Raw genomic sequence first — 22,953 nt, 5'->3', positions numbered from 1 at the left:
CGCGTGGGCCGCCCGGTTCCCGTCGAAGTAAAGACGACTTTACTCACAATCGGCGCGACGCCCATCCCCCACACCGTATGCGGCGGAGATCACCGACCGTTCACCGATACCCCACCTGATGACCTCTTGCCAAAACCGCTGATCACACGGGACTCTCCACGGTGCGTGTTCGGACAAACACCGAAGGCGTGTCGGGGAACCTATCGATCGTGTGACCTGCGTCGACGTAAAGGCGCCGAAGGCAGCGCACGGCCAAAGGAGTCAACACACCATGGGGTGGACCACACGCCCGAGCGTGCGTTCGCGCGCCTTGACCAGCCTGATCGCGACGTGCCTGCTCGGCGCTTTGTCCGCCACCGTCGCGGCGACACCGGCCTCGGCCGTCGAAAACGAAGGTGTCGGCTACGAAGTCACACCTGGCCAGCCTCACAAGGCCGCGTCCGGCAGAGACTGGCTCGGTTCCTACGTCGTGAACGGCAAGCACGTGTTCTGCGTCTCGTTCCAGCTCAAGGCGCCGGGCACGGACGAGAAGTACAAGCCCGGCGACGAACTCCTCGACAAATGGGGCAAGAAGCTGCCTGCCGACGTCGCGGCCAACATCTCCTATCTTCTGCTGCGCTACGGCGCGGCGGAGAACAAGGCCGATTCCGCCGCGCTGGCCCACCTGCTCCACTCGTGGACGTCCAAGCCCCGCACCCCGGCCGATCTCGACCCGACACGGGACCCGGACCAACTCGGCTACGACGTCGGGTTCCACCTCGACAAGCTGAAAGCGCAGCACTCCGACGCCGCCGCGGCCGTCGAGAAGCTGACCAAGGACGCCGAGGCCAACCGCGGCCCGTGGACCACCGCCATCGCGCCGCCGAAGGACGACCAGCACATCGGCACCGCGGGCGAGTGGACCATCAGCGTCAAGAACGCCAAGGGCAAGGGTGTCTCCGGCGTGCCGGTGCAGCTCACGCCGTCGAACGCGACCGTCGACAGCGGCGAGAGCACGAAGCCCGCATCGACCTCCAATGCCAAGGCCGAGAAGGCCACCACGGTGAAGACCGGCGAGGACGGCACCGTCACGGTCAAGGTGACCCCGACCGGTGACCAGCCGAAACTGGCCAGCTCGCTGTCCGCCCCCGCGGACCGGCCGTACGTGCAGTTCCCCGTCGAGACCGGCGTGCAGAAGGTCGTGTCGACCGGCGGCGAGAAGGAACTGAAGGCCCAGGGTGTCGCGGTCGTCTCGAAACCGGGCAAGGTCCAGGTGACCAAGGTCGACGCGAAGACCGGCAAGGGCATCGCCGGCGCCGCGCTGCGGATCACCGCCAAGGACAAGGCCACCGCCGCCGTCGGCCACGACGGCAAACCGCTCAACGGCGCCGACGGCAAACCCGCCGTCGTCACCACCGAGGGCGAAACCGGCACGGTCACCGTGGAGAACCTGCGGACCCCGCAGGAGATCTGCGTGGTCGAGGTCAGCGCGCCGCCGGGCTACACCAACGCGTTCGACCCGAAGAATCCGCCGTCCGCCTGCGGTGAGCTCAAGCCGGGTGAGACGCTGGCGCTCAAGGTCGCCAACACGCCCAACGAGGTCCCGCGCACCATCCCCGCCGGCGACCGGCCGGTGGCGATGATGCAGGGCACCGTCGAGAACTCGGCGTCGACCGCCGGGATCCTCGGCGTCGGCGCGCTCGCGCTGCTCGGTTCGGTGCTGGTGGGCGTGGCCGCGCGGCGGTCCTCGCGACGCTAAGGATTCGGGAATGTCAGTACGACGCGGGTTCGCGCTGGGAGCCGTCACGATCCTGTGCGCGGACCTCGTCGCGGCCTTGATCATCTGGCCGCCGACGACCGTGGTGGCGGGGACGGCTCAGCCCGTCTCCGTCGCCGTCGCGGGCGGCGCCCCGGCCGCGCCCGCGCAGCAGGAGGTGCCGCCTCCGCCGGACATCGTTCCCACGACGCCGACGGCCGCTCCTCCCCCGCCGTCGTCTTCGAAACAACCCGAGGCTCCGAAACCCCAGGGTCCGGGGACGATCCAGCTGCCCGCGGGTGGCGCGGCGAAACTCGTGCGCAAGGAACTCGGACCGGGCGCGGAGCTTCCCGTGCCGGAGAACCTCGGCGAGGTGACCTGGTGGGGCGCCGAACTGAGCGCGGCCACGGGCGCGAGCGTGTTCGCCGGGCACGTGAACTGGAAGGGCGCGACGGGCCCCTTCGCGGAGCTGTGGACCGAACGGATCGGCGGCGCCGTCACCGTGGTCGACAAGGCCGGGAAGTCTTGGCGGTACAAGGTTTCCCAGCTGATCACGCTGAAGAAGAACGAACTGCCACAGCGGGCGGACGAGCTGTTCGGCCAGTCCGGTCCCCATCGGGTAGTCCTCGTGACCTGCGGCGGCCGCTGGGTCGGCGGGGAGACCGGCTACGCCGAGAACCGAGTCGTCATCGCCGACCCGGCATAGTTACCCGTGAGTAACTTCACTGGTGCCGTGGTGGTCCTCGCCGTCGTCATGCAGCACAATGCCGGTGGACGCGGGCGAGCACGGTGAAGGGTGAAGCGAATGGCGACTTTTCTGGTGACCGGGGCGACCGGACTGATCGGGCGCCACTTCACCCGGCTGCTGCTCACCAGGGAGGACGTCGAGAAGGTCGCGCTCGTCGTCCGCGCGTCCTCCCGGGACAAACTCGCGAAACTCGTGAACGCCTGGCCGCATCCCGAACGCGTCACCCTCGTCACCGGTGACCTCGGCGAGCCACTGCTCGGCGTCGGCGAAGACGACCGAGAGATGCTTCGCGGCGTCGATCATGTCGTGCACCTCGCCGCCCTTTACGACCTCACCGCCGACGACGAAGCCAGCATCAAGGCCAACGTCGAAGGCACCGCGCAGGTGATCGCGCTCGCCGCCGGACTGAACGCGGGCTGCCTGCACCACGTGTCCTCGGTCGCCGTCGCCGGTGACCACGAGGGCATGTTCACCGAGGAGATGTTCGACGTCGGCCAGCGGCTCGTCACGCCGTACCACCGCACGAAGTTCGAGGCGGAGCGCCTCGTGCGCGAGCAGCAGGACGTGCCGTGGCGGGTGTACCGGCCCGCGGTCGTCGTCGGGGACTCCGAGACCGGCGAGATGGACAAGATCGACGGCCCGTACTACCTGTTCCCCGCGATCAGCAGGCTGGCCGGACTGCCCGACGTGCCGATCGTCGGCCCCGACCTCGGCGACACCAACGTCGTCCCGGTCGACTACGTCGCCGAATCGCTGAACGCACTGGTCACCACGAAGGGGCTCGACGGGCGCGCGTTCCACCTGGTCAACCCGGAACCCCAGCCGGTCGTCTCGGTCTACAACGCCTTCGCGAAGGCGGCGGGCGCGCCGACGATCTCCGTGCAGCTCAACGACCGCTTGTCCAAGGGCATCGTCAACCTGGTGAAACTGAGTGAGCACATCCCCGGCTTCACGATCGCGCGCGACGCCGTGATGGAACGGCTCGGCATCCCGCCGGTGCTGCTGGAGACCATGGCGTTCCCGTCGGTGTTCTCGTCGGCGTCGACTCGCAAAGCGCTCATCGGCTCGGGCGTCGAGGTGCCCCGGATCGAGGACTACGCGCCCACGCTGTGGCGCTACTGGCGTGAGCACCTCGACCCGTTCCGCGCCCGTAAGCACGGCCCGCGCGGTGAACTGGACGGCCGCCGCGTGATCATCACCGGCGCGTCTTCCGGCATCGGCCGGGCGACCGCGATCAAGGTCGCGGCCGCCGGCGGGGTGCCGCTGCTCGTGGCGCGGCGCCGTCACGAACTCGAAGAGGTGCGGGACGAGATCATCGCCGCCGGCGGTACGGCGTCGGTGTACCCGGCCGACCTGACCGACGAGGAATCGGTGCACAAGGCCGTCGACGCGATGCTCGCCGAGCACGGCAGGGTCGACATGCTCGTGAACAACGCCGGCCGGTCGATCCGGCGATCGATCAAACTGTCGTACGACCGGTTCCACGACTACGAACGCGCGATGGCGATCAACTACTTCGGCGCGGTGCGGCTGATCCTCGCGGTACTGCCACATATGTCCGAGCGGAAATTCGGGCATATCGTCAACGTGTCGTCGATCGGCGTGCAGGGAATCGCGCCGCGCTTTTCGGCATATGCGGCTTCGAAGGCCGCTTTGGACTATTTCTCGCGGATCGCCGCGACCGAGACCCACGGTGACGGAATCACCTTCACGACCATCCACATGCCACTCGTGCGCACGCCGATGATCCGGCCGACGAAGATCTATGACGCGTTTCCGACCAAATCCCCGGATCAGGCCGCGAACATGGTGATGAAGGCGCTGAAGGAACGTCCGAAGCACATCGGCACGCCTGCCGGACAAGCGATCGGCCTCGCGTACACGCTCACGCCGGGGCTGACGGATGCCGTGGCCTACCAAGGATTCCGCGTGTTCCCGGACTCCGCGGCCGCGGGCGGCGAGGGCGGTCTCAAAATCGGGAAGGGCGAGCAGCATCTGTCCCGTGCGGCGATGGCGCTCGCCCGGCTCAGCCGCGGCTTCCATTGGTGACACTGCGCACACGGGTGGCGGCCGTTCAGGTGAGGGATCGCAGCTGAGAGCCGACACACGTCGGTGAATCACCAAGCCTGACAACGGCGACGCCGGGTACGCAGGTACCGTCGTGACCATGGTTCCCGAGCGAGACAACGGCCTGTTGCCCCTGCGGCGCGAGTACACCCAGGCCTGGCACGGCTTCGACCGGAACGAAGTGCGCCAGTATCTGGATCATCTCGAAGCCCAGCTGCATCGCGTGATCACCGACCGCGACGCCGCGATCGCGCAGGCGACCTCGGCCACCCGCGAACTCGAAACCGTCCGCCACGAGGTGGCGAAGCTGAACGCCCGGATCGAGGAGCTGAAGAAGCCGCCGGAGCGGCTCGAAGACCTCGACGAGCGGATGCAGCGCACCGTCACGCTCGCTCAGGCGCGCGCGGACGAGATCACGAAGCGTGCCGAGGTCGCGGCCGAGAAGCACTGGGCGTCTTCGAGCGAGGCTTCGAAGAAGCTCCGTGAGCGGTACACGCGGCTCGTCGCCGAGCTGGACAAGCAGGCGGACGCGCTGCACTCCGAACACGAATCAGCGCTCGCCGAAACGCGGGCCGAGGTCCACCGGCTGACCGTCGAGGCCGCCCAGCGCCGGGAACTGCTGGACAACGAGGCCGAGCGCAAGCGCCGGAAGATCGAGCGCGAGTTCGAGCAGACCATCGCGGCTCAGCGCGCCTCGCACGAGAAGCACATCACCGACCAGCAGACGGCCAGCAAGAATCAGGCCGAACGCCGGATCGCGGAGGCCACCGCGGAGGCCAAGCGCCGCATCGACGAGGCCACGGCCGAGGCCAAGCGCCGTCTCGACGAGGCCACGACGACAGCCGCCCAGCGCACGACCGCCGCCCAGCGGAAGGTCGAGCGGCTGGCGGAGATCCGTGAGCAGGCCCGCAAGAGCCTGATGCAGGCCGACGAGGTCCTGAAGGGCAGCGAGGCGATGCTCGCGGCGCTGCCAGAGGAGTCGGTGATCCCGCACGCTTCGAAGCTCGTCGGCGGCGACAGCAAGGCCGCGGAGACGAAGCCTGCCGGCAAGCCCGCCGAGCCGCCCGCGTCGAAGGCCCCGGCTCCCGCCAAGCCCGCTCCCGCCAAGCCCGCTTCTTCGGCGCCTGCCGCCGCTGCGCCGAAGAACGGACAGAACGAGCAGGGCGGCCCGAAGGCGAACGGCCAGAAGCCGTCACCGGCCAAAACCGGCTCCTGACCTGCGCGAAGTAGCAAGGGACCTTTGCTGTCACTCTCTCTCGGAGAGCGATAGCAAAGGTCCCTTGCTCTCTTTTCGACGCTGTCAGGAGGCGGTGGTGCGAGGCCAGGGATTGACCGCTTCGAGCTGGGCGGCGAGGCCGAGGAGGAGTGCTTCCCCGCCGGGTGCGGCGACGAGCTGGACGCAGGCCGGGATGCCCGAAGGATGTACGCCGACCGGAACCGACATCGCCGGGTAACCCGCGAGATTCCAGAAGCCCGCGAAGCCCGCCACGCGTACGGACGGTAGGACGTTGGCGATCCACCCGGCCTCATGCCACCTGCGGGCCTTGAGCGGAAGGGTCGCCAGCATGGGCGTCACCAGGACGTCGTGGCAGGCGAAGAACTCTTCGGCACGCTCCAGCCAGCGCTCGCGGGTGCTGTCCCGGACACGCTTGGCCAGCAGCCGCCCAAGCCGGACGTGGGTGCGCGTCCGAGGCTGGAGCGCACCGAGATCGAAGCCCTCGGCCTGCTCGGCAGGGCCCGCGACCCAGCGCGCGAAGAGACCACCGACGGCTCCGGCGCTGTATCGGGGCGCGCCGGGCGCGACGGTGTGCCCGGCCTCGCGGAACAGCTCGCCGGCCCTCGTGACGGCTCGGCCGAACGCACGCGGCAACGGCGCCCTCGTCAACGGGACCTGAGTCGACAGAGCGATGCGAGACCGCTTCGGGGCAGTGAGGTCCGCCAGGCCGGGCTCTTCGGCGAGGACCGACATCAGCACGGCCGCGTCGGCCACGGTGGTCGTCATCGGACCGTGCGTGGACAGGCCGAACCAGCCGCTCTCCCCCGGTACGCGGACCACGTCCTTACCCGGTTTGAGACCGACGAGCCCGCACATGGCGGACGGCAGCCGGATCGAGCCCAGCCCATCGGTGCCGTGCGCGATGGGCACCAGCCCGGCCGCGACGGCCGCGGCACTCCCGCCCGAGGAACCACCCGCGGCGTAGGCCGGGTTGCGCGGATTGCGCGCCACTCCGTCCGGACCGTCGCTCGATGGCCAGACACACAGCTCCGGCACCCGGGTCAGGCCGACGATCACCGCACCGGCGGCCCGCAGCCGCCGCGCTATCTCACCGTCCTCTGTGGACAACGCAGACGAACCCGCACGCGACCCCCACGAGGCGTATTCGCCCTCGACCGGCGCGACGTCCTTGACCGCGATCGGCACGCCGGCCAACGGCAGGTCCGCCAGGTCCGCGCGTTCGGCGACGGCGGCCGCCTCGGCGAGTGCCTCCTCATGCCTGACCCGGCGAAACGCGCCGACCACCCCGTCCGCCGCCGCGATCCGGGCCAACGCCTCTCGCGTCACCTCGACCGGGTCGAGCTCCTTGGCACGCACAGCCGCCGCGATTTCCACTGCCGTCTTGACCATCCCCGCACTGTAGAGCGACCGGCGAAGATCAGCTGCGCGCCGAACAGGCGAACACGGCCGAGTCCGGTTCGTACGCCGGGAAGTCGGTGTAGCCGTCGAGCCGGGCGCCGTAGTAGACGTCGTGGTCGGCCCGAGCGAGCGGGGCGCCCCGAGTGAACCGGGCGGGCAGGTCCGGGTTCGCGATGAACAGCCGTCCGAAGGCGACCACATCGGCGAGACCGGCTTCGATCAAGGACTCACCTTCGTCCCTGGAAGTCGGTTCCTCTGAACGCAGGTTCGCGACGAGCGTCCCCGGCCACAGCGGCCGCAGGTGGGACAACGCCACAGCGTCGGGAGTGTCGATGACGTGCAGGTACGCGAGCTCGTACCGGCGTAGTTCCTTGAGCAGTCGTGAGTACACCTCCTTCCAATCGTCTTCCACGATGTCGTTCTCCGGGTTGCCCGGCGAAATCCGCAGAGCGACCCTGGCCGCGCCGATCCGCTCGGTCACGGCCGCCACCACCTCGAGCGGGAAGCGGAGCCGGGCGGCGACCGAACCGCCGTAACGGTCCTCCCGGAGATTGGTGTTGCGGGCGAGGAACTCCTGGATGAGGTAGCCGTTGGCACCGTGGAGTTCCACGCCGTCAAATCCCGCCTCGACGGCCCGGCGTGCCGCCACGGCGAAGTCCCGGACGACCTCGCCTATCTCTTCCTCGCCGAGCGCGCGCGGTTCGACCGTGTCCGTCCAGCCGCCGGCCGAGAAGATCCGCCCGGCCTGCCGGACCGCCGACGGCGCCACCGGCGTCCGGCCCATCACACCGGGATGACTGACCCGGCCCGAGTGCCAAAGCTGCGCGAAGATCCGGCCGCCTTCCTTGTGCACGGCTTCCGTCACCGCACGCCAGGCCTCGGCCTGCCGTTCCGTCGCGAGTCCGGGGATGCCCGGACCGCTCTTGCCGGTCTTGTCGACCCAGATGCCTTCGCTCACGATCAACCCTGCGCTCGCGCGTTGCGCGTAGTACTCGGCCGTCCGCGGATGCGGCACGCCTGTGACATCGTCGGCGCGCCCCCGGGTCATCGGGGCCATCGCGATGCGGTTCGGCAACTGGATCGCGGTGCCGCGAAATGCTTCGAGCAACCTCATGAACGCGAAGCTAAACCCTGACACCGGCGTCACGGTCAACCTCGATTTCCGCGGCTACTGTGGACTGATGCGGATCGGCGAACTGGCGAAGCGGACCGGGGTGAGCGTCCGCTCGTTGCGGTACTACGAAACGGAAGGCCTGCTGCGTCCCGATCGATGTGGCAACGGCTACCGGACCTTCACCGAAGACGACATCGCCAGGGTGCTGCAGATCCAGCTCTTCTATTCGGCCGGGTTGTGCAGCGGCAAGATCGCGGAACTCCTTCCCTGTGTTTCCGGGGACCACACGCATTTGGTGCCTTCGCCGGGAATGGCCGACGAACTGGAGATCGCCAAGACTCGGATCCAGAACCAGATCTCCTTGCTCACCACCTCTCTATCGGTTCTGGAGCGTGTCCTGGCCGCGGCCAAGGGGACCGACACCGCCGAGGTACCGGTTCCTTCCCGGCCCGTCCGGCGGCACCGTGGAATCCATGTCTGAACCGGATCAGGCGTTCGGGTCGCGGCCCAGCAGCCCGAGCAGCCTGGCCTGCAAGGGCGCGTCTTCGGGCACCTTCACTTCAGGGCCGAAGACGACGATGCCGGGCCCGAAAGCGCCGGGGATCCTCATCTGTTCGGGGATCGCCTGCGCGCCTGGCCACATCCGGGCGACCTCCTCCGGATCGATCGTGTCGTCCTGACCGGTGGCACGGGCCAGATCCCAGCCATGGAGCACCATGTCGGCGCTGACGACCTGGTCGATGTGCTGTTCGGCGGTCAGCTTCCCGGCCGGTGTCTCGTGTTCGGTGGCCGCGAGCACAGGGTCGGCGAGGATGGCTTCGACATCGGCCCGAGCCGCCCGGAGGGCGCCGAGCGGATCATCCGAGAGCGCGGGCGCAGGCCCGAGATCACGTCCGAAGGGACGCAGCATCGCGCCGTGCATGTCGACGATGTGCCCGACGACATCCCTGGCGGTCCACTCTTCACAGGGCGACCTGTTCTCCCATTGCCCGGCTTCGACGGCGGCGACCTTGCTCTCGAAGGCGTCGGCCCGGGCGCGGTAGCGGTCCGCGATGGCGTTCATCGTGTTCCCGCCCTCTCCGGAGTGGCGACGACCTCGGCAAGCTTGTCGAAGCCCTCACCGACACCCCGCTCCATTCCGGATTCGAGCACTGCGTCCCGGATCCGCTTCGAGGCGTACCGCACGACCTGGGTCAGCGTGGTGACCCCGCCGTGTTCGACCAACGTCAGCGTCGCCAAGGCCTGACCTTCCGAGGCATCGCAATCCTCGTTCGTCTCGAGGGAGACGAGCCTTTCCGGACGGTCGATCTCCTGGTAGACACCCTGCAGCAGCATCTCCGTCCCGCCGTCTTGGCGCAACCGGTAACGCCATCCGCCGCCGACCCGCAGGTCGATCTCGCATTCGACGACCTCCCAGTCGCGCGGACCGAACCAGCGGCGTACCAGTTCCGGTTTGGTCCACGCGTCGAACACCAACGCCCTCGGCGCGTCGAAGGACCTCGTCATGACGATCTCGAGATCGCCGGATTTCGTCACGCTGAGAGTGCGTCCCATCGTGCTGTTCCTTTCCGCTCGTGCGGTGGTCAATCGGTCTCGTCCCGGCGCTCCGGGTGCTTCATCTCTTCGTCCAGGACGAGGTCCAGCCGCGAGAAGGTCTCGTCCCAGTGGCGGCGGTAGCCGCCGAGCCATTCGTTCGCGTTCTTCAGCGGATCGGCCACCAACCGGCAGGGGCGACGCTGGGCATCGCGCCCCCTTGCCACCAGTCCCGCCCGCTCCAGCACTTTCAGATGCTTGGAGATGGCGGGCTGGCTCATCGCGAACGGCTCGGCCAGCTCCGTCACCGTGGCCTCACCGTGGGCGAGCCGCGCGAGGATCGCACGGCGGGTGGGGTCGGCGAGTGCCGCGAAGGTGACATCGAGCAGATCCTGCGTCACGGTCGCCCGCCTTCCATTTCCCGAGTTCGAGTGGTTCTCACGACTTCCATTTCTCACGATCGGCGCTCATCGGCACCGCGACGGTGGATAACCTTGCGGTTTCATAACCATGTGGTAATCTACGGCGGAGCAGATCGAGTTGTCAAGGCCGAGCACCGGCTTGACGAGGGAGAACACGAAAGAGGAAGGAGGTGGGACCGAGCCGGCCTCGCACTAAAGGACACGCGAGCGCGTACGAAAGGGCAACTGGGGTTACCGTCGATACCGGCATGGACGACGAACGAAACGAGCCGATGAACTCCGGGCGACCGAAGACGACGAAGCGATGGACCACCGTCATCCTGGGAGCCGCCACCGTTCTCCTCACCAGCGTGCAGTGCGGCACGACGGACGACCAGGCAGGCTCGGCACAGCCGGCGGGGACGGCACCTCCGCCGAGCAGCAGTGTCGCTTCGAGCCCGTCCAGCTCCGGCAAACCCGCACCCTCGCCGTCACCGAGGGCGGAGCAGGCGCCTGCTCCGGGCTGCGAAGGGATCGTCGCCGGGATGAGCCCCCGGCAGCGACTGGCCCAGCTGGTGGTGGTCGGCGTGAACGCCGGCGACCCGCAGGCAGCGGTGAAACTGGTGCGCGATCAACAGGTCGGCGGGATCTTCCTCGGCGGCAACGAGACGGCCCTGTTGCAGAACGGTGCGCTGGACGAGGTCCAACGCGCGGCGAAGATCCCGGTATCGGTGGCGATCGACGAGGAAGGCGGTCGTGTTCAGCGGATCGACGCCCTCGACGGCAACATGCCCAGTGCCCGGAAGATGGCCTCGACCCTGACGCCGGCGCAGGTGCGGAAGAAGGCCGCCGAGCGAGGACGGCAGATGCGGGCTCGTGGCGTCACCGTCGACTACGCGCCCGACGCCGACATCACCGACCAGCCGGACCGCGACATCGTCGGCGACCGGTCGTTCGGCTCGGATCCGGAGGTCGCGCGCAAGTACGTCCTGGCGTTCGCGCAGGGCCTGCGGGACGCCGGAGTGCAGCCGGTGCTGAAGCACTTCCCCGGGCACGGACACGCCACCGGGGACTCACACAAGGGGCTGGTGCGGACGCCGCCGCTGGCCTCGCTGCGCAAGGTCGACCTGGTGCCGTACCGCGACATCGGCGAGTACGGCGAGATCGGCGTCATGGTCGGACATCTGAACGTGCCCGACCTGACCGGTGGGACACCGTCGACCCTGTCGGCGCCGGCGTACCGGCTTCTACGGAAGGACTACGCGTTCGACGGCCCGGTGATCACGGACGATCTCGGGGCGATGAAGGCGATCACGTCGCAGTACCCGTTGCAGACGGCCGTGCTCAAAGCCTTGCAGGCCGGGGCGGATCAGGCGTTGTGGTCTTCCGGCGGCAACGTCGGCACGGTGCTGGCCACACTGGAGCAAGCGCTTGCGTCCGGCGACCTCCCGGCCGCCCGGGTCGACGAGGCAGTGACCCGCGTACTCGCGGCGAAACACGCCTGCGGCTGACCTGCCCCAGCCCGCGCGGCGATCACGCCGGCGGGGTGACGTGAAAAGCGGCCCGAAAACTCAATGAACACAATGCTGACCAGGCCCGCGTCAGGGGTGACCCTGATCACCGCCCTGCCGCCCGATCAAGGAGGATCGCGTGCCTGGTCCCACGAAGTCCCTGCGCCGTCTCGCTCTGACGGCCGCCGCCGTTGCCGGACTGAGCCTGCTCGCCGCGCCGGTGGCGTCGGCCGCGCCGGTGACGTCGGCCGTGCCGTCGCCGATCGATCATCCGGTGCGGACCACCGGCTGTCACCGTCCGCCCCCGGTGCCGGCCGGGGCGACAACACTGCGGACCGTGACGTCCGGAGGCCTGGTCCGTGAGTACACGGTGCACGTTCCGGCGCGATACCGGCCTTCGCGGCAGTACCCGCTGGTGTTGTCGTTCCATGGCCACAAACGGACGTCGAAATATCAGGAGGAGCTGTCCGGGTTTTCCGCGTATGACGCGATTTCCGTCTACCCGCAAGGACTTCCGGGTACTGACGGCGAGTCGGCGTGGACCGGCGCGCCGTATTCCGCGGACGCTGACGACGTGCTCTTCACCAGCGATCTGCTGAACACGCTCCAGCGTGAACTGTGCGTCGACTCCCACCGGATCTACGCGACGGGCAAGTCGAACGGCGGCGGGTTCGTCGGCGTCCTCGCCTGCCGGATGCCGGGCCGGATCGCGGCGTTCGCCCCGGTCGCCGGCGCGTTCTATCCGCAAGGCGGCGAATGCCACCCGTCGCGTCCCGCTCCGATCCTCGACTTCCACGGAACGGCCGACGCGACGATCCCTTACACCGGAAATCCCGCAAAGGGCCTGCCGACACTGCCGGACTGGCTCGCCGCGTGGTCCGACCGGAACGGCTGCTTCCCGCGTCCGATCCAGTACTCGCCGCAGGCCGGCGTCACCGTCCAGCGCTGGCTCGGTTGCTCGCTCCAGCATTACCGGGTCGAAGGCGCCGGGCATGTCTGGCCGAGCACGGCGCCGAACAACGACTCCGCCACGCCGACCGTCATCGACGCCACGCCGGTGATCTGGAACTTCATGCTCGCCCATCGTCTGCGTTAAGAACTCGTCCATTTCCTTGCCGGATCCCCGCGCTTGGCGCTACCGTCGAACTTGACCGGATGACCAGATGAGCAAATCTGGTCACGAAGTCAGAGACTGGGAGCGCACGTGGCAGAACGTCCGGACCGCACCGCCGGCCGCGCCGATCGCATCCTCGACGCGGCCGGCGTCCTGCTGTCGCGGCTGGGCTATCGCAAGGTGACCATCGAGGACATCGCGAGCCAGGCGGGCATCGGGAAGGGCACGATCTACCTGCATTGGCCCACCAAGGAAACCCTCTTCCACGCGTTGCTCCTGCGTGAATCCCTTCGAGCCGCCGAGACCATTCTCGATCGGCTGGACGAGGATCCGGCGGAAGTCGTCCCGCATCGGTTCCAGCGGGCCGTTTTCCTGCACACCCAGCGAAACCCGTTGCTCGGCGCACTCATCACCGGCAACACCGAAATGCTGGGCAGGCTGAAGAAACATCCCTTGCAGGATCAGGACGCGGTCGTGACCGATCGGTACCTGAAGACGATGACGGACCGGGGTCTGCTGCGCGACGACATCCCGAACCTGCTCTTTTCCCTCCGCGCCTCGGCGCTGGGGTTCTACCTGATGGACAGCTTCACCACCGACGGCACCGGTCTCACCTCCGAAGAGAAGGCCGATGCCCTCGCGCACATCATCCGGTCGGCGTTCGAGCCGCCGGAGCCACCGTCCACGGCGGATGTGGCCGCCACCGCGGCCGAAGTGATCCAGGCGTTCCGTGAACTGATCTCGTCCTATCGCGCCTGGATCTACCGGAAGGACGGTGCCGGGGAGCCCGCTTGATCCGCGCTCCTCCACCACGAGAAGAAGGGGGCAAGCCATGACCACGATCGCCGAAACCTGGGGCATCCACGAAGGCCAGTTCTGGCTTCGAGGTGAATTCCCGGCCGACCCGGTCCACTTCGACGCCGAGACGGGCATGTGGAACGTCTACGGCCACGCCGAGGCGTTGGAGACCCTGAGTGATCACAAGGTGTTCTCGTCCGACACCGCCCGGCTGATCCCTCAGGAGATCGCACCGGACAAGGACCTGTTCGTCGAGGGCAACCTGCTCCAGATGGACCCGCCGGACCACAAGAAGCTGCGCACGCTGGTGAGTCACGCCTTCACGCCGAAGGTCGTCGCGGATCTCGAACCGCGGATCGCCGCGTTGACGAACGAGCTCCTCGACGCGGTCGACGGCGCGGACTCGATGGAACTGGTGACGCATCTGGCTTATCCGCTGCCGGTGATCGTCATCGCCGAACTGCTCGGCATCCCGGCGAGCGATCGCGACCTGTTCAAGGAATGGGTCGACACGATGCTGCGGAACAGCCAGCAGCGGTCGCTGATCAAGCAGACCGAGGAGGACAAGAAGGCCTCCGAGGAAACCTCGGAGCAACTGAAGAACCTGGTGAACTACCTTGCCGAGCACGTCGAGGACCGACGGAGGAACCCGCGCGAGGACCTGCTGACCAAACTCGTCGAAGCCGAGGTGGACGGCGCGAAACTCACGCAGAACGAGGTCGTCAACTTCGCGAACGTGCTGCTGCTCGCCGGGCACATCACCACCACGATGCTGCTCGGGAACACGGTGCTGTGCCTGGATTCCCATCCGGACGAGTACCGGCGCGTCCGCGAGGACCGTGCGCTGCTGCCCGCCACCATCGAGGAATCGCTGCGCTTCCTCAGCCCGTTCGCCCTCGTCGCCCGCGCCACGACGACCGACGTCGAACTGGGCGGACAGACGGTCCCTGCGGACAGCATGCTCGCCATCTGGGTCGCGGCGGCGAACCGGGATCCGCGCACGTTCACGGATCCCGGCACCTTCGACCCGGCGAGGGCGCACAATCCGCATCTGGCCTTCGGCCGCGGGATCCATTTCTGCATCGGCGCCCCGCTCGCCAGGCTGGAAGGCAAGACGGCGCTCAACATCCTGCTGGACCGGTTCCCGGCCCTGCGTACCGATCCGGCCGTTCCGCCGTCGTTCATCCCCAGCCCGAACATGACCGGGGTGAACAAGCTCCAGCTGCTGCTGAAGCCCTAGCGGTCGGCGAACCGGGAGACGAGCGGCACCACCACTCGCGGAGTCCGCTTTCCGGCGGTGTACCGCAATTCGGTGATGTTGCCGTTCGGCACCTGGTAGGTGTCGGCGAACGTCCGGAATCCGCGCATGGCCTCGCTGTCCGGGGTGGTGATCCCGGTCAGCAGTGACCACATGACCGCTCGGATGAAGAGCCCGTGCGTGAAGACGGCGATCGGCCCGGGTTCCCGTTCTCCCAGCCGCGCCAGGAAGTCCTGGGTCCGGGCGTAGAGGGCAGCGAAGGATTCCGCGCCGTTCACCGCGTGGTGGGGATCGGCCCGATCCCAGTAGGCCTCGGTGTACGGCTTACGGGTGGCGGTGGTGGTGACCTGTCCATGGAGTTCGCCGAGAAAGGTGAACTCCTGGACAGGCCACTCCTCGAGCTCCGCGCCGGGGAACCGCTCGATCGTCGGCTCGGCGGTCTGCCGCGCCCGCACGAACGGCGACGTCACGATCAACCGAGGCGGTTCGGCCAGCGAATCCGCGATTTCGACGGCTTGCCGCCTGCCGAGTCCGGTCAGCGCCGAAGCCCCCGGCTCCCCGCCGGGAAGACCCGCGTTGGACTCGCTTTCCCCATGCCTGATCAGCCACACCCTTGCCACGATCGCCTCCTAGACCCCGTGTGCCGACGACGATCGCACCGAGCGGAGTTGATCGCGACTTCCAGGATGCCGTAATCGCCACGGATGTGGCGCGGTTTTCAGCGGTCGAACTGTCCCGGCACGCGTCCCTCGCCCGCGGGGCCGCGGTACGCCTGCGCGATGTCCAGCCAGTGGTCCGCCAGCGCGCCTTCGGCACGGATGTCGAGGTCGTCGCGATGACGACGCCGCGTGACGAGGAGACAGAAGTCCTCCGCGCTCCCGGTGATCCGCTGCCGCGATTCCTCGGGTCCGAACGTCCACAACCGGCCGGACGGCGAGGTGATCTCGAACCGGAACTCCTGCTCCGGCGGAGTCAGGCCCCGCGCCTCGTAGCCGAAGTCCCGCACCCGGACGGCGAAGCCGACGAGGTACGCGAGCCGGTCCGTCCGCTCCGGCCGCACGCCCAGCGCGTCCGCGACGTCCTGCCCGTGGGCGAACAGTTCCATCATCCCGGCGCAGGCGAGGATCGCCGGCGGCAGCGGGTTGACCAGCCACGGCACGACCTGGCCCGCCGGGACCGCGGCGAGCGCCTTGATGCCGGCGTCACGTTCGGCGCGCCAGCGGCCGAGCAGGACCTCGTTGGGGTCGCCGAGGTAGTCGTCGAGGGCCGCGTTGACGGCGGCGTCGAACCCGCGCACCATCGAGCTCTTCATGACTTCGGCGAACTTCCGCGGCTCGCCCGCGGACAGTCCGGCGATCTTGAAGATGAAGGAGAGATGGGCGATCTGGTGTTTGACCGACCAGCCCGCCGCGGGTGTCGGCAGCTCCCATCCCGCGTCGTCCAGGCCGGCCACCAGGGCGTCGACCTGTTCGCCCTCCGTGGTGAGGTCCCTGATCACGTTCCGGAAGTCAGTCACCGTGCCGTCCTCTCGCCGTTTCCACCCTTTCGAATGATGCGGACGCGCGGGGCCGTCGTCTTCTCCTGGTGAGCCCAGTCGAATTCCGGGCTTGATTCTGGAGCCGGGTCCAAGTTCTACCCTCGTGTCATGCGAACCGAAGCGACGACGGCGCTGACGGCGTTGACCATGTCCCAGGTGACCGCCCGCGCCGGGGTGCGGCCGGACACCGTGCGCTACTACGAGCGCATCGGTCTCCTGCCCGCCCCGGCGCGGACGACCGGGGCGCATCGGCGCTACGACGAGAACGTCATCGACAGGCTGCGGTTCATCCGCGGCACCCAGCGGCTCGGGCTGACGCTGACGGAGATCGGTGACCTGCTGAGCGTGCGCGACACCGGGGTCTGCCCGTGTGAACCCGCCGAAACCATGCTGGAACGCCATCTCACCGAGATCGAAGCGGAGATGACGCGGCTCGGCGAACTGCACGCCGAACTCACTTCCATGCTGTCCGGGATGTCCGGCGCCAAGTGCGCCGATCCGCTTCCCGGCGCCTGGTGCCCGCCTGACCGCGAACCCGAGGGAGGAGGTGGATGACCATGCGTATCGACGATTGGTGCGACTGCGACTGCAGTGGCACCGGCTGCTGCTGACCCGCTTCGGCGGGACCGGCCGGGCTTGACGTCACCCGGCCGGCCATCCGAGGTCAGTCCTGCGGCAGGAGCACCGTCTTGCCGATCCGGTCCTTGCAGACTTCGGCCGAGTAGGCCATCAGGCCGCCCGCCTGCGCGTCCCGGAACAGCCGCTGGATCGGCGAAGTGCGCAGAAAGCCCGAACCGCCGCCCGCCTTCAGCGCCAGCTGGGCGACGTCGCGGGCGATCTCGTTCGCGAGCACCTTCGCGGTCATGGTCGCGGACAGGAATTCCGGCGAGTTCTGATCCGCCAGCCACGCCATGTTCCGGGAGTACATACGCGCGGCTTCGAGGCGCGTGTGGACGTCCGCGACTTCGAACTGCAGCCATTGCATTTCGGCTAGCGGCTGCCCGGTCACCGGGATGACGCGGCTTCGGGAGTGCGCGATCAGAGCGTCCTCCGCCGCGTCGGCGATCCCCAAGGACAAGAAGGCGAGGCCCGCCGCGATGTGGTTCGGACGTTGCTCGGCCGAGGGCGGGCACCTGCGGTCGTCTCGCAGGACCGTCCCTTCGAAGGAGACGAGCTGACTCCTGCTGGCGCGCAGTCCCATCGTGTCCCAGATGGGCACGAAGGTCATCGTTTCGTCCGGCGATACGCCGAAGAACGTCGGGACGCCGTCGACGAGCGCGTTCACCAGGAAGTGGTCGGCGACCTCGCAACCGGAAACGAACCGCTTGGCACCGGTGAGCCGGTGCCCGCCCTCGATGGGCTCGGCTATCTGTTGCGGCATCAGGAACATGTTGCCGCCGCTCGGTTCCGACAGCGCGTTGGCGAACCGCTTGCCGTCGATGAGCTCCCCGGCGTAGAGGCGGCCGACATCGGGAGCGGACAGCTGGACCAGCCCGACGGCGGCGCCGATGTGCATCACCCAGACGCACGCCGTCGACGAACAGGCCGCGCTGAGGATCCGGACGATCTCGCCGTAGGACCGGTAGCTGAGGTCTTCACCGCCGAATTCCGCGGGCAACGTCGCCCTGTCGAGTCCGGTCGCGTGCAACGCGCGGAGGTTGGCGATGGGCAGCTCGGCCGTCTCGTCGAACTCGGCGGCGCTCGCCGCGAAGTCCCTGGCCAGTTCGGTGACGGTTTCGATCCAGTGGCGTTCGTGGGCGGGCGGGGCGAACGGATGGGTCATGACCGCATCATGCCGGAATCGCGAAGGCCTCCCCGCCACCCCGAGAATGGCGAAGGAGGCCTTTCACGGTCCGGCCGTCACACTCCGGTGCAGGCGGCCATCGCGAATTCGCCGGAAGCGGTCTTGGTCGAAACCACGGCGCCGTCGACGGTGATCTTGCAGGTGACGGAGCCGCCGGTCTCGCCGGTGGTCACCGTGAGCGTCCCGCCCTTGTAGACGCCCTTGTTCTCGACTTCCTTGTTCCACGGCAGCGCCGGAATCGTTTCGGTGACGGGGTTGAGCACCTCGCCGTAGATGACCTCGACGTTCGTGGCGTCGCCGGTGATCTCGTAGGACACCTTCGCGGTGCGGTTGATCTCGTTGTTGACTTCGTTGACCGCCGCGTTGAACACGAAGATCCACACCACGCAGACCACGAGGCCGAGTGCGGACAAGGCGATACCGGTGATGGAGAGCCCCTTGTTGGAGGCCTTCCCGTTCTTGACGCGGATCAGCCCGATGATCGAGAAGATCAGGCCGAGGATCACCAGCGGCCACGCGATGACGCCGACGAACGGGATCGGGGAGAAGACCAGCCCCACCAGGCCGAGGACGAAGCCCGTGACGCCGATGCCGTTGCGGGGCGGCATCGGACTGGCGGGGGCTTGCGGGGCCGGCGTGTAGGGGGTTTGCTGGGTCACGAGGGTTTTTCCTTTCCAACGGGATGAACGAGGCGGCATACAACCAGTGATCCCGAGGCGGGCGCATCGTCCTCGGCGCGCCGACCCGTTACGACGAAAGTCGTAATCCGCGCGTTTCGAAGGATCGGTTCCGCTGATGCGGGTGGCCCGGCCCGCCTGCGTACGCTCAGCGCATGGCAAGGCGTGTGCTGGGTGTGGTGCTCACCGTGGTGGCGGTCGCGGCGTGCGTGATCAGCAGCATTTTCGTCTTCAGCGCCCAGGGTTATCTTCCGGCGACGCGATCGTTCGACCCGACTTGGTGGTCCACGCTCGGCTTCTTCACCGGTATCGGCGCCGCGGTCATGCTCTGCTGGCGGCACAAATGGCCGGAACTCGTCCTCGCCATCGCCTTGGTGCCGCCGCTTTGCTTCCGCTCCGACGCGCTGGCCGCGTTGGTCGCCCTCGCCGCGATGGCCGCGCGCCGCCGCGACCGTTTCCTTTGGCTCGGGTCCGTGCTCGTCTACCTCGCCACGGCGTGGGCGTTGTTCGGCGACGCCAACCGCCATCCCGACGTGACCGTCGCGGGGCAGGTCGTCGGCAAGCAGTTCTCCGCGGTGCAGGTGATGGGAACGCTGACGGTCGCCGTCGTGATGACGGCCGTGCCGCTCACCGTCGGGGTCGTGCGCGGGATGCAGGACACCCTCGCGATCCGTGAGGCCAAGGAAGAAGAACTCCGCGCCGAGATGACCCGTCGCGCGGAACGCACCCGGATCGCGCGCGAGATGCACGACGTCCTCGGGCACCGGCTTTCCCTGCTGTCACTGCAAGCCGGCGCGCTCGAGGTCAGCAAAGGACCCGCGACGACGGAAGCGGCGAAGACCGTCCGCACGACGGCGCGCCAGTCGCTCGAAGATCTGAGGCAGGTCATCGGTGTGCTGCGCGACGGCCAGGGATTCGGCGAAAACGGGGAGAACGGAACCCATCCGGAACCGCCGCAGCCGACGCTGGCCGACATCCCCGAACTGGTCGCCAACGCCCGCCGGGCCGGACTCGGGGTCAACGTGACGATCCTGCTCGACGACGCGGGCGGCGCGCCGGCGTTGCTCGGCACGACCGCGTACCGGATCGTCCAGGAGTCGATGACCAACATCCTGAAACACGCTCCGGGTGCGACGGCCGAGGTTTCGGTTCGCGGAGGGCCGGGGAACGGGCTCACCGTCGAGGTCGTCAATCCACTGCCCGCGACGGCTCCCGCCGGCAAGGCGCCGGGTGCGGGCTCCGGGCTGACCGGGATCGGCGAACGCGTCACGCTGATCGGCGGGAACGTCAGCACCGGCCCCACCGAAGAGCGCACATTCGCCGTCCGGGCTTGGCTACCGTGGGGACACCACTAACCTGTCCGGGTGAACCAGCGCCCACTGCGAGTGCTGCTCGTCGACGACGATCCCCTCGTGCGAACCGGCTTGTCGATGATCCTGTCGAGCGCGGGCGACATCCAGGTCGTCGCGGAAGCCGGCGACGGGGACGAGGCCGTGCCGAAGGTGACCATGCACGCACCCGACGTCGTGCTGATGGACATCAGGATGCGGCGGATGAACGGCCTCGTCGCGACCGCCGCCGTCACCGCGCTCCCCAACCCGCCGAAGGTCCTCGTCCTGACCACGTACGACCTCGACGAGTACGTCTTCGACGCGCTCGGCGCGGGCGCCAGCGGATTCCTGCTGAAAGAGGGGTCACCGCAGGAGATCATCGACGCGGTGCGCGTGGTCGCGGCGGGCGAGGCGATGTTGTCGCCGCGGACGACGCGGAAACTCATCGGGCATTTCGTCGCGACCAGGACGAGCCCTCGCCGCCATCGGGCGCGAGCGGGACTGAGGACCCTGACCGAACGCGAGCGGGACATCGTCACGGCTGTCGCGCAGGGCGGGACCAACGCCGAAATCGGCGCGGAACTGCACCTGAGCGAAGCGACCGTGAAGACCCACATCACCCGGATCTTCGCGAAACTCGACGCGACCAACCGGGTCCAGCTGACGATCTTCGCCTACGAAGCCGGGCTCGTCACTCCCTGACGGTCCGTCGCGAGCAACCCGGCGGCGACGGTCGCCCAGAGCACCACGGCGCCGCCGAAGCCCGGCACGAGCTGCCACGCGGCCGTCCACCCCGCGATCGCGAGCACGGCGGCCAGCACGGCGACGACGCACAACAAAGCGCTCAGCACCAGGAAACGCCGCGAGCCGAACAACTTCGCGAACGGCAAGAAGTGCAGCCCGACAACGAACAAAACCCACGCGGGCACGGCCTCGGGAACTTCGAAGACCGCCGAGAGCACCCGTGCCCCGGCGAAGATCCCCACCAGCATGAGCAGCACGGCGATCCCGTACCGCTTGCCGAACGGGCTTTCCTCCCGGCCTCCGCCCGCGGGCAGACCGGCACCGCGGCGGGCGGTCAGTGCCAGCCAGCCGGCCAATGCCAGCACCACGACGACACCCACCACGACCAGCGGCGCCGATCCGGCGGATGAAGCGCCGAAGAACCACCATCCGGCACCGAATCCCACGCCGATCGCGGAACTGATCAGCAACGTGATCAGATGTCCTTTGGTGAACTGTCCGTCCGTCATCGCTTTCGGGTCTCCTCCTCCCCCCGGCGGAACAGTACCCGCGGGACTACGCGAGCCCGGCGAGGACGGCGGCCGCCTCCTTCGGGTGGATGAGGAAACGGACGTGGCCGCTCACGAGCGAGCGCACGTCGGTCGGGTTGTCCGGGGTGAGCGCGTCCGCCTCCTTGATGAAGCGGTCCTGCAGCGCGAGCGGCATCGACCGGTCCTCGGTGAGCCTGAGATAGGTGCGCGGGATCCGGCCCCAGGTGGCCGCGTCGGCGCGTTCGGTACCGGCGTCGAGGCTCTCGTCCGGCTCAAGAGTGTTGAGGTAGGCCAAGAATTCCTGCTCGGTGCCGTCTTCGAGCATCGCCGTCTTCAAGGCGGCCAGCAGCGTGGGATCGGCGGTGCGCCAGTTCATCCGGAGCGCCCCGAGCACGGCGGGATCGGCGACGACGACACCGCCGACGTCGTTGAGCGCGCTGCTCGCGTACTCGGGTCCCTGCATGTACTCGCCCACCGTCGCGTCGACGCAGCACCACGCGGAGATGTAGACGATCCGGTCGATCAGTTCCGGGACGGCGTTGCCGACCCCGGTGAGCGTGACGCCACCCCGGCTGTGCCCGACCAGGACGACCGGCCCGTACTCGGCGACCTCGCGCACGACGTCCACCACCTGCTCGACGGCCTCGGCCAGCGTGACACCCGCCTGGTTCGACGGTGCCGTGGCCAGCACTTCGAGGTCTTGCGGCGCTTGGTAAGCGGCGTGGAAACCGGCGGCGAACCCGTGTCCGGGAAGGTCGACGGCCAGCGTGCGGTGGCCGAGCAGGGCGAGTTCGCGTTGCAGCGGACCCCAGGTGAACGAGGCGCTGCTGGAACCGTGCACGAAAACGTAGGTCGGAGTCACGGCTCGTATCCTGGCATCCAGGCTTTGTCCGGTGATGATCAGTCAGCGATGAGCACCTGGCCCGCCCCGTCGAACCGGTAGCCGACCCCGCGCACCGTCGTGATCGGCGTCAGCACGGGTTCGAGTTTCCCGCGGATCTTGCGGACGTGGACGTCCACGGTCCGCCCGTTGCCGCCGGACAGCCCCCACACCTGCGCCATCAGCGTGAGGCGGTCGAAGACGCGGTCCGGATTCCGGCTCAGGAACAGCAGGAGGTCGAATTCCAGTCTGGTGAACTCCAGTACCTCGCCACGCAGCAGCACTCGTCGCGAATCGGGTTCGATGCGCAGCGGCGGCGCGGGTTCGCCGGATCGTCGCCGTCGTCCGGCGAGTTCGATGACCTGGCCGGAATCCGCTGGGACGGTGCGAGCCGTCAGGGTCACGCCGACAGTGTCCTCAAAGGACTCAAGCAGGCGCGCGGCGATCGCGGCGGCGTGCTCCGAGTCGGTGCTCACCCGTAACGCCAGCGTCAGTTCGACGGCCGGTTCCTGGCTCAGCGCGAGCGGCTGTGTCAT

At 68.3% G+C, this 22,953-nt stretch carries 24 protein-coding genes; 12 read left to right on the top strand and 12 right to left on the bottom strand.

The window, feature by feature from the left end; genetic code table 11:
• The first annotated feature begins 271 nt into the window (after positions 1 to 271).
• The 4 genes from DL991_RS08340 to DL991_RS08325 all read left to right on the top strand — a co-directional run bounded on the left by DL991_RS08340 (position 272) and on the right by DL991_RS08325 (position 5,766).
• Positions 272 to 1,738, top strand: coding sequence for a SpaA isopeptide-forming pilin-related protein (locus DL991_RS08340; protein ID WP_125782623.1), 1,467 nt, complete (start codon positions 272 to 274; stop codon positions 1,736 to 1,738).
• A 10-nt stretch (positions 1,739 to 1,748) separates the two neighbouring features.
• Entirely contained in the window at positions 1,749 to 2,441 is a 693-nt protein-coding gene (locus DL991_RS08335; protein WP_125782621.1) for a class F sortase, read from the top strand.
• 99 nt (positions 2,442 to 2,540) lie between these two features.
• Positions 2,541 to 4,532, top strand: coding sequence for an SDR family oxidoreductase (locus tag DL991_RS08330; protein ID WP_125782619.1), 1,992 nt, complete (start codon positions 2,541 to 2,543; stop codon positions 4,530 to 4,532).
• A 118-nt stretch (positions 4,533 to 4,650) separates the two neighbouring features.
• On the top strand, positions 4,651 to 5,766 hold the full coding sequence (locus tag DL991_RS08325) for a cell division protein DivIVA (RefSeq protein WP_125782617.1): 1,116 nt from the start codon (positions 4,651 to 4,653) through the stop codon (positions 5,764 to 5,766).
• An 84-nt stretch (positions 5,767 to 5,850) separates the two neighbouring features.
• Here the strand turns inward: DL991_RS08325 and DL991_RS08320 are convergent, their stop codons facing one another.
• Together DL991_RS08320 and DL991_RS08315 are read right to left on the bottom strand one after the other, a co-directional pair.
• Positions 5,851 to 7,176 (bottom strand): amidase family protein, encoded by a 1,326-nt coding sequence (locus tag DL991_RS08320; protein ID WP_125782615.1) that lies wholly within the window; start codon positions 7,174 to 7,176, stop codon positions 5,851 to 5,853.
• A gap of 28 nt (positions 7,177 to 7,204) precedes the next feature.
• Positions 7,205 to 8,299, bottom strand: coding sequence for an alkene reductase (locus tag DL991_RS08315; RefSeq protein WP_125782613.1), 1,095 nt, complete (start codon positions 8,297 to 8,299; stop codon positions 7,205 to 7,207).
• Here DL991_RS08315 and DL991_RS08310 point away from each other — a divergent pair.
• The gene (locus DL991_RS08310; RefSeq protein WP_125782611.1) at positions 8,298 to 8,780 is read left to right on the top strand and encodes a MerR family transcriptional regulator; all 483 of its coding nucleotides are present in this window, start codon (positions 8,298 to 8,300) and stop codon (positions 8,778 to 8,780) included. The two genes, DL991_RS08315 and DL991_RS08310, sit on opposite strands and share 2 nt — an antisense overlap.
• Before the next feature lie 6 nt (positions 8,781 to 8,786).
• On the opposite strand, the gene DL991_RS08305 is transcribed toward DL991_RS08310, so the two are convergent.
• Genes DL991_RS08305 through DL991_RS08295 form a run of 3 tightly spaced genes read right to left on the bottom strand, consistent with a single transcriptional unit; the run spans position 8,787 to position 10,233 of the window.
• A complete protein-coding gene (locus DL991_RS08305) occupies positions 8,787 to 9,362 on the bottom strand; it encodes a TIGR03086 family metal-binding protein (RefSeq protein WP_125782609.1) in 576 nt (191 codons plus the stop codon).
• Positions 9,359 to 9,853 carry an SRPBCC family protein gene (locus tag DL991_RS08300; RefSeq protein WP_125782607.1) on the bottom strand — a complete coding sequence of 165 codons (495 nt, stop codon included), beginning with the start codon at positions 9,851 to 9,853 and terminating at the stop codon, positions 9,359 to 9,361. Before DL991_RS08300 ends, DL991_RS08305 begins: the two co-directional genes overlap by 4 nt.
• 29 nt (positions 9,854 to 9,882) lie before the next feature.
• Complete coding sequence (locus DL991_RS08295) at positions 9,883 to 10,233, bottom strand: helix-turn-helix transcriptional regulator (RefSeq protein ID WP_125782605.1); 351 nt, start codon at positions 10,231 to 10,233, stop codon at positions 9,883 to 9,885.
• Between the two features lie 269 nt (positions 10,234 to 10,502).
• Here DL991_RS08295 and DL991_RS08290 point away from each other — a divergent pair, with 269 nt between their 5' ends.
• From DL991_RS08290 to DL991_RS08275, 4 genes are all read left to right on the top strand, one after another.
• Positions 10,503 to 11,744 (top strand): glycoside hydrolase family 3 N-terminal domain-containing protein, encoded by a 1,242-nt coding sequence (locus DL991_RS08290; RefSeq protein ID WP_125782604.1) that lies wholly within the window; start codon positions 10,503 to 10,505, stop codon positions 11,742 to 11,744.
• Positions 11,745 to 11,883: 139 nt separating this feature from the next.
• Positions 11,884 to 12,840, top strand: a complete 957-nt coding sequence (locus DL991_RS08285) for a PHB depolymerase family esterase (protein WP_125782602.1) — start codon at positions 11,884 to 11,886, stop codon at positions 12,838 to 12,840.
• Between the two features lie 108 nt (positions 12,841 to 12,948).
• Positions 12,949 to 13,653 (top strand): TetR/AcrR family transcriptional regulator, encoded by a 705-nt coding sequence (locus tag DL991_RS08280; protein WP_125782600.1) that lies wholly within the window; start codon positions 12,949 to 12,951, stop codon positions 13,651 to 13,653.
• A gap of 37 nt (positions 13,654 to 13,690) precedes the next feature.
• A complete protein-coding gene (locus tag DL991_RS08275; protein ID WP_125782598.1) occupies positions 13,691 to 14,896 on the top strand; it encodes a cytochrome P450 in 1,206 nt (401 codons plus the stop codon).
• On the opposite strand, the gene DL991_RS08270 is transcribed toward DL991_RS08275, so the two are convergent.
• Together DL991_RS08270 and DL991_RS08265 are read right to left on the bottom strand one after the other, a co-directional pair.
• Positions 14,893 to 15,534, bottom strand: coding sequence for a histidine phosphatase family protein (locus DL991_RS08270; RefSeq protein ID WP_125782596.1), 642 nt, complete (start codon positions 15,532 to 15,534; stop codon positions 14,893 to 14,895). The genes DL991_RS08275 and DL991_RS08270 overlap by 4 nt on opposite strands.
• Positions 15,535 to 15,632: 98 nt before the next feature.
• Positions 15,633 to 16,430: a TIGR03084 family metal-binding protein gene (locus DL991_RS08265; protein ID WP_125782594.1), complete on the bottom strand. Its 798-nt coding sequence runs from the start codon at positions 16,428 to 16,430 to the stop codon at positions 15,633 to 15,635.
• Positions 16,431 to 16,559: 129 nt separating this feature from the next.
• On the opposite strand from DL991_RS08265, the gene DL991_RS08260 reads away from it, so the two are divergent.
• Entirely contained in the window at positions 16,560 to 17,006 is a 447-nt protein-coding gene (locus DL991_RS08260; RefSeq protein ID WP_125782592.1) for a MerR family transcriptional regulator, read from the top strand.
• A 109-nt stretch (positions 17,007 to 17,115) separates the two neighbouring features.
• On the opposite strand, the gene DL991_RS08255 is transcribed toward DL991_RS08260, so the two are convergent.
• A complete protein-coding gene (locus DL991_RS08255; protein ID WP_125782590.1) occupies positions 17,116 to 18,234 on the bottom strand; it encodes an acyl-CoA dehydrogenase family protein in 1,119 nt (372 codons plus the stop codon).
• Positions 18,235 to 18,311: 77 nt separating this feature from the next.
• The gene (locus DL991_RS08250; RefSeq protein ID WP_125782697.1) at positions 18,312 to 18,863 is read right to left on the bottom strand and encodes a DUF4190 domain-containing protein; all 552 of its coding nucleotides are present in this window, start codon (positions 18,861 to 18,863) and stop codon (positions 18,312 to 18,314) included.
• A 224-nt stretch (positions 18,864 to 19,087) separates the two neighbouring features.
• Between DL991_RS08250 and DL991_RS08245 the strand changes: the two genes are divergently transcribed.
• Together DL991_RS08245 and DL991_RS08240 are read left to right on the top strand one after the other, a co-directional pair.
• Positions 19,088 to 20,287: a sensor histidine kinase gene (locus DL991_RS08245; protein ID WP_199753860.1), complete on the top strand. Its 1,200-nt coding sequence runs from the start codon at positions 19,088 to 19,090 to the stop codon at positions 20,285 to 20,287.
• A 30-nt stretch (positions 20,288 to 20,317) separates the two neighbouring features.
• The gene (locus DL991_RS08240) at positions 20,318 to 20,965 is read left to right on the top strand and encodes a response regulator transcription factor (RefSeq protein WP_125782693.1); all 648 of its coding nucleotides are present in this window, start codon (positions 20,318 to 20,320) and stop codon (positions 20,963 to 20,965) included.
• Here DL991_RS08240 and DL991_RS08235 read toward each other — a convergent pair.
• From DL991_RS08235 to DL991_RS08225, 3 genes are read right to left on the bottom strand one after another with little or no spacing between them, the layout of a single operon-like run.
• A complete protein-coding gene (locus tag DL991_RS08235) occupies positions 20,938 to 21,516 on the bottom strand; it encodes a hypothetical protein (protein ID WP_125782588.1) in 579 nt (192 codons plus the stop codon). The genes DL991_RS08240 and DL991_RS08235 overlap by 28 nt on opposite strands.
• A gap of 46 nt (positions 21,517 to 21,562) precedes the next feature.
• Positions 21,563 to 22,399: an alpha/beta fold hydrolase gene (locus tag DL991_RS08230; protein WP_125782586.1), complete on the bottom strand. Its 837-nt coding sequence runs from the start codon at positions 22,397 to 22,399 to the stop codon at positions 21,563 to 21,565.
• Positions 22,400 to 22,437: 38 nt separating this feature from the next.
• A complete protein-coding gene (locus DL991_RS08225) occupies positions 22,438 to 22,953 on the bottom strand; it encodes a winged helix-turn-helix domain-containing protein (RefSeq protein WP_125782584.1) in 516 nt (171 codons plus the stop codon).

It is taken from the genome of Amycolatopsis sp. WAC 01375, assembly GCF_003947325.1.
Classification (GTDB): domain Bacteria; phylum Actinomycetota; class Actinomycetes; order Mycobacteriales; family Pseudonocardiaceae; genus Amycolatopsis.
Note: the sequence above shows the minus strand (reverse complement) of the source record. Positions and strands in the feature narration are given on the sequence as shown.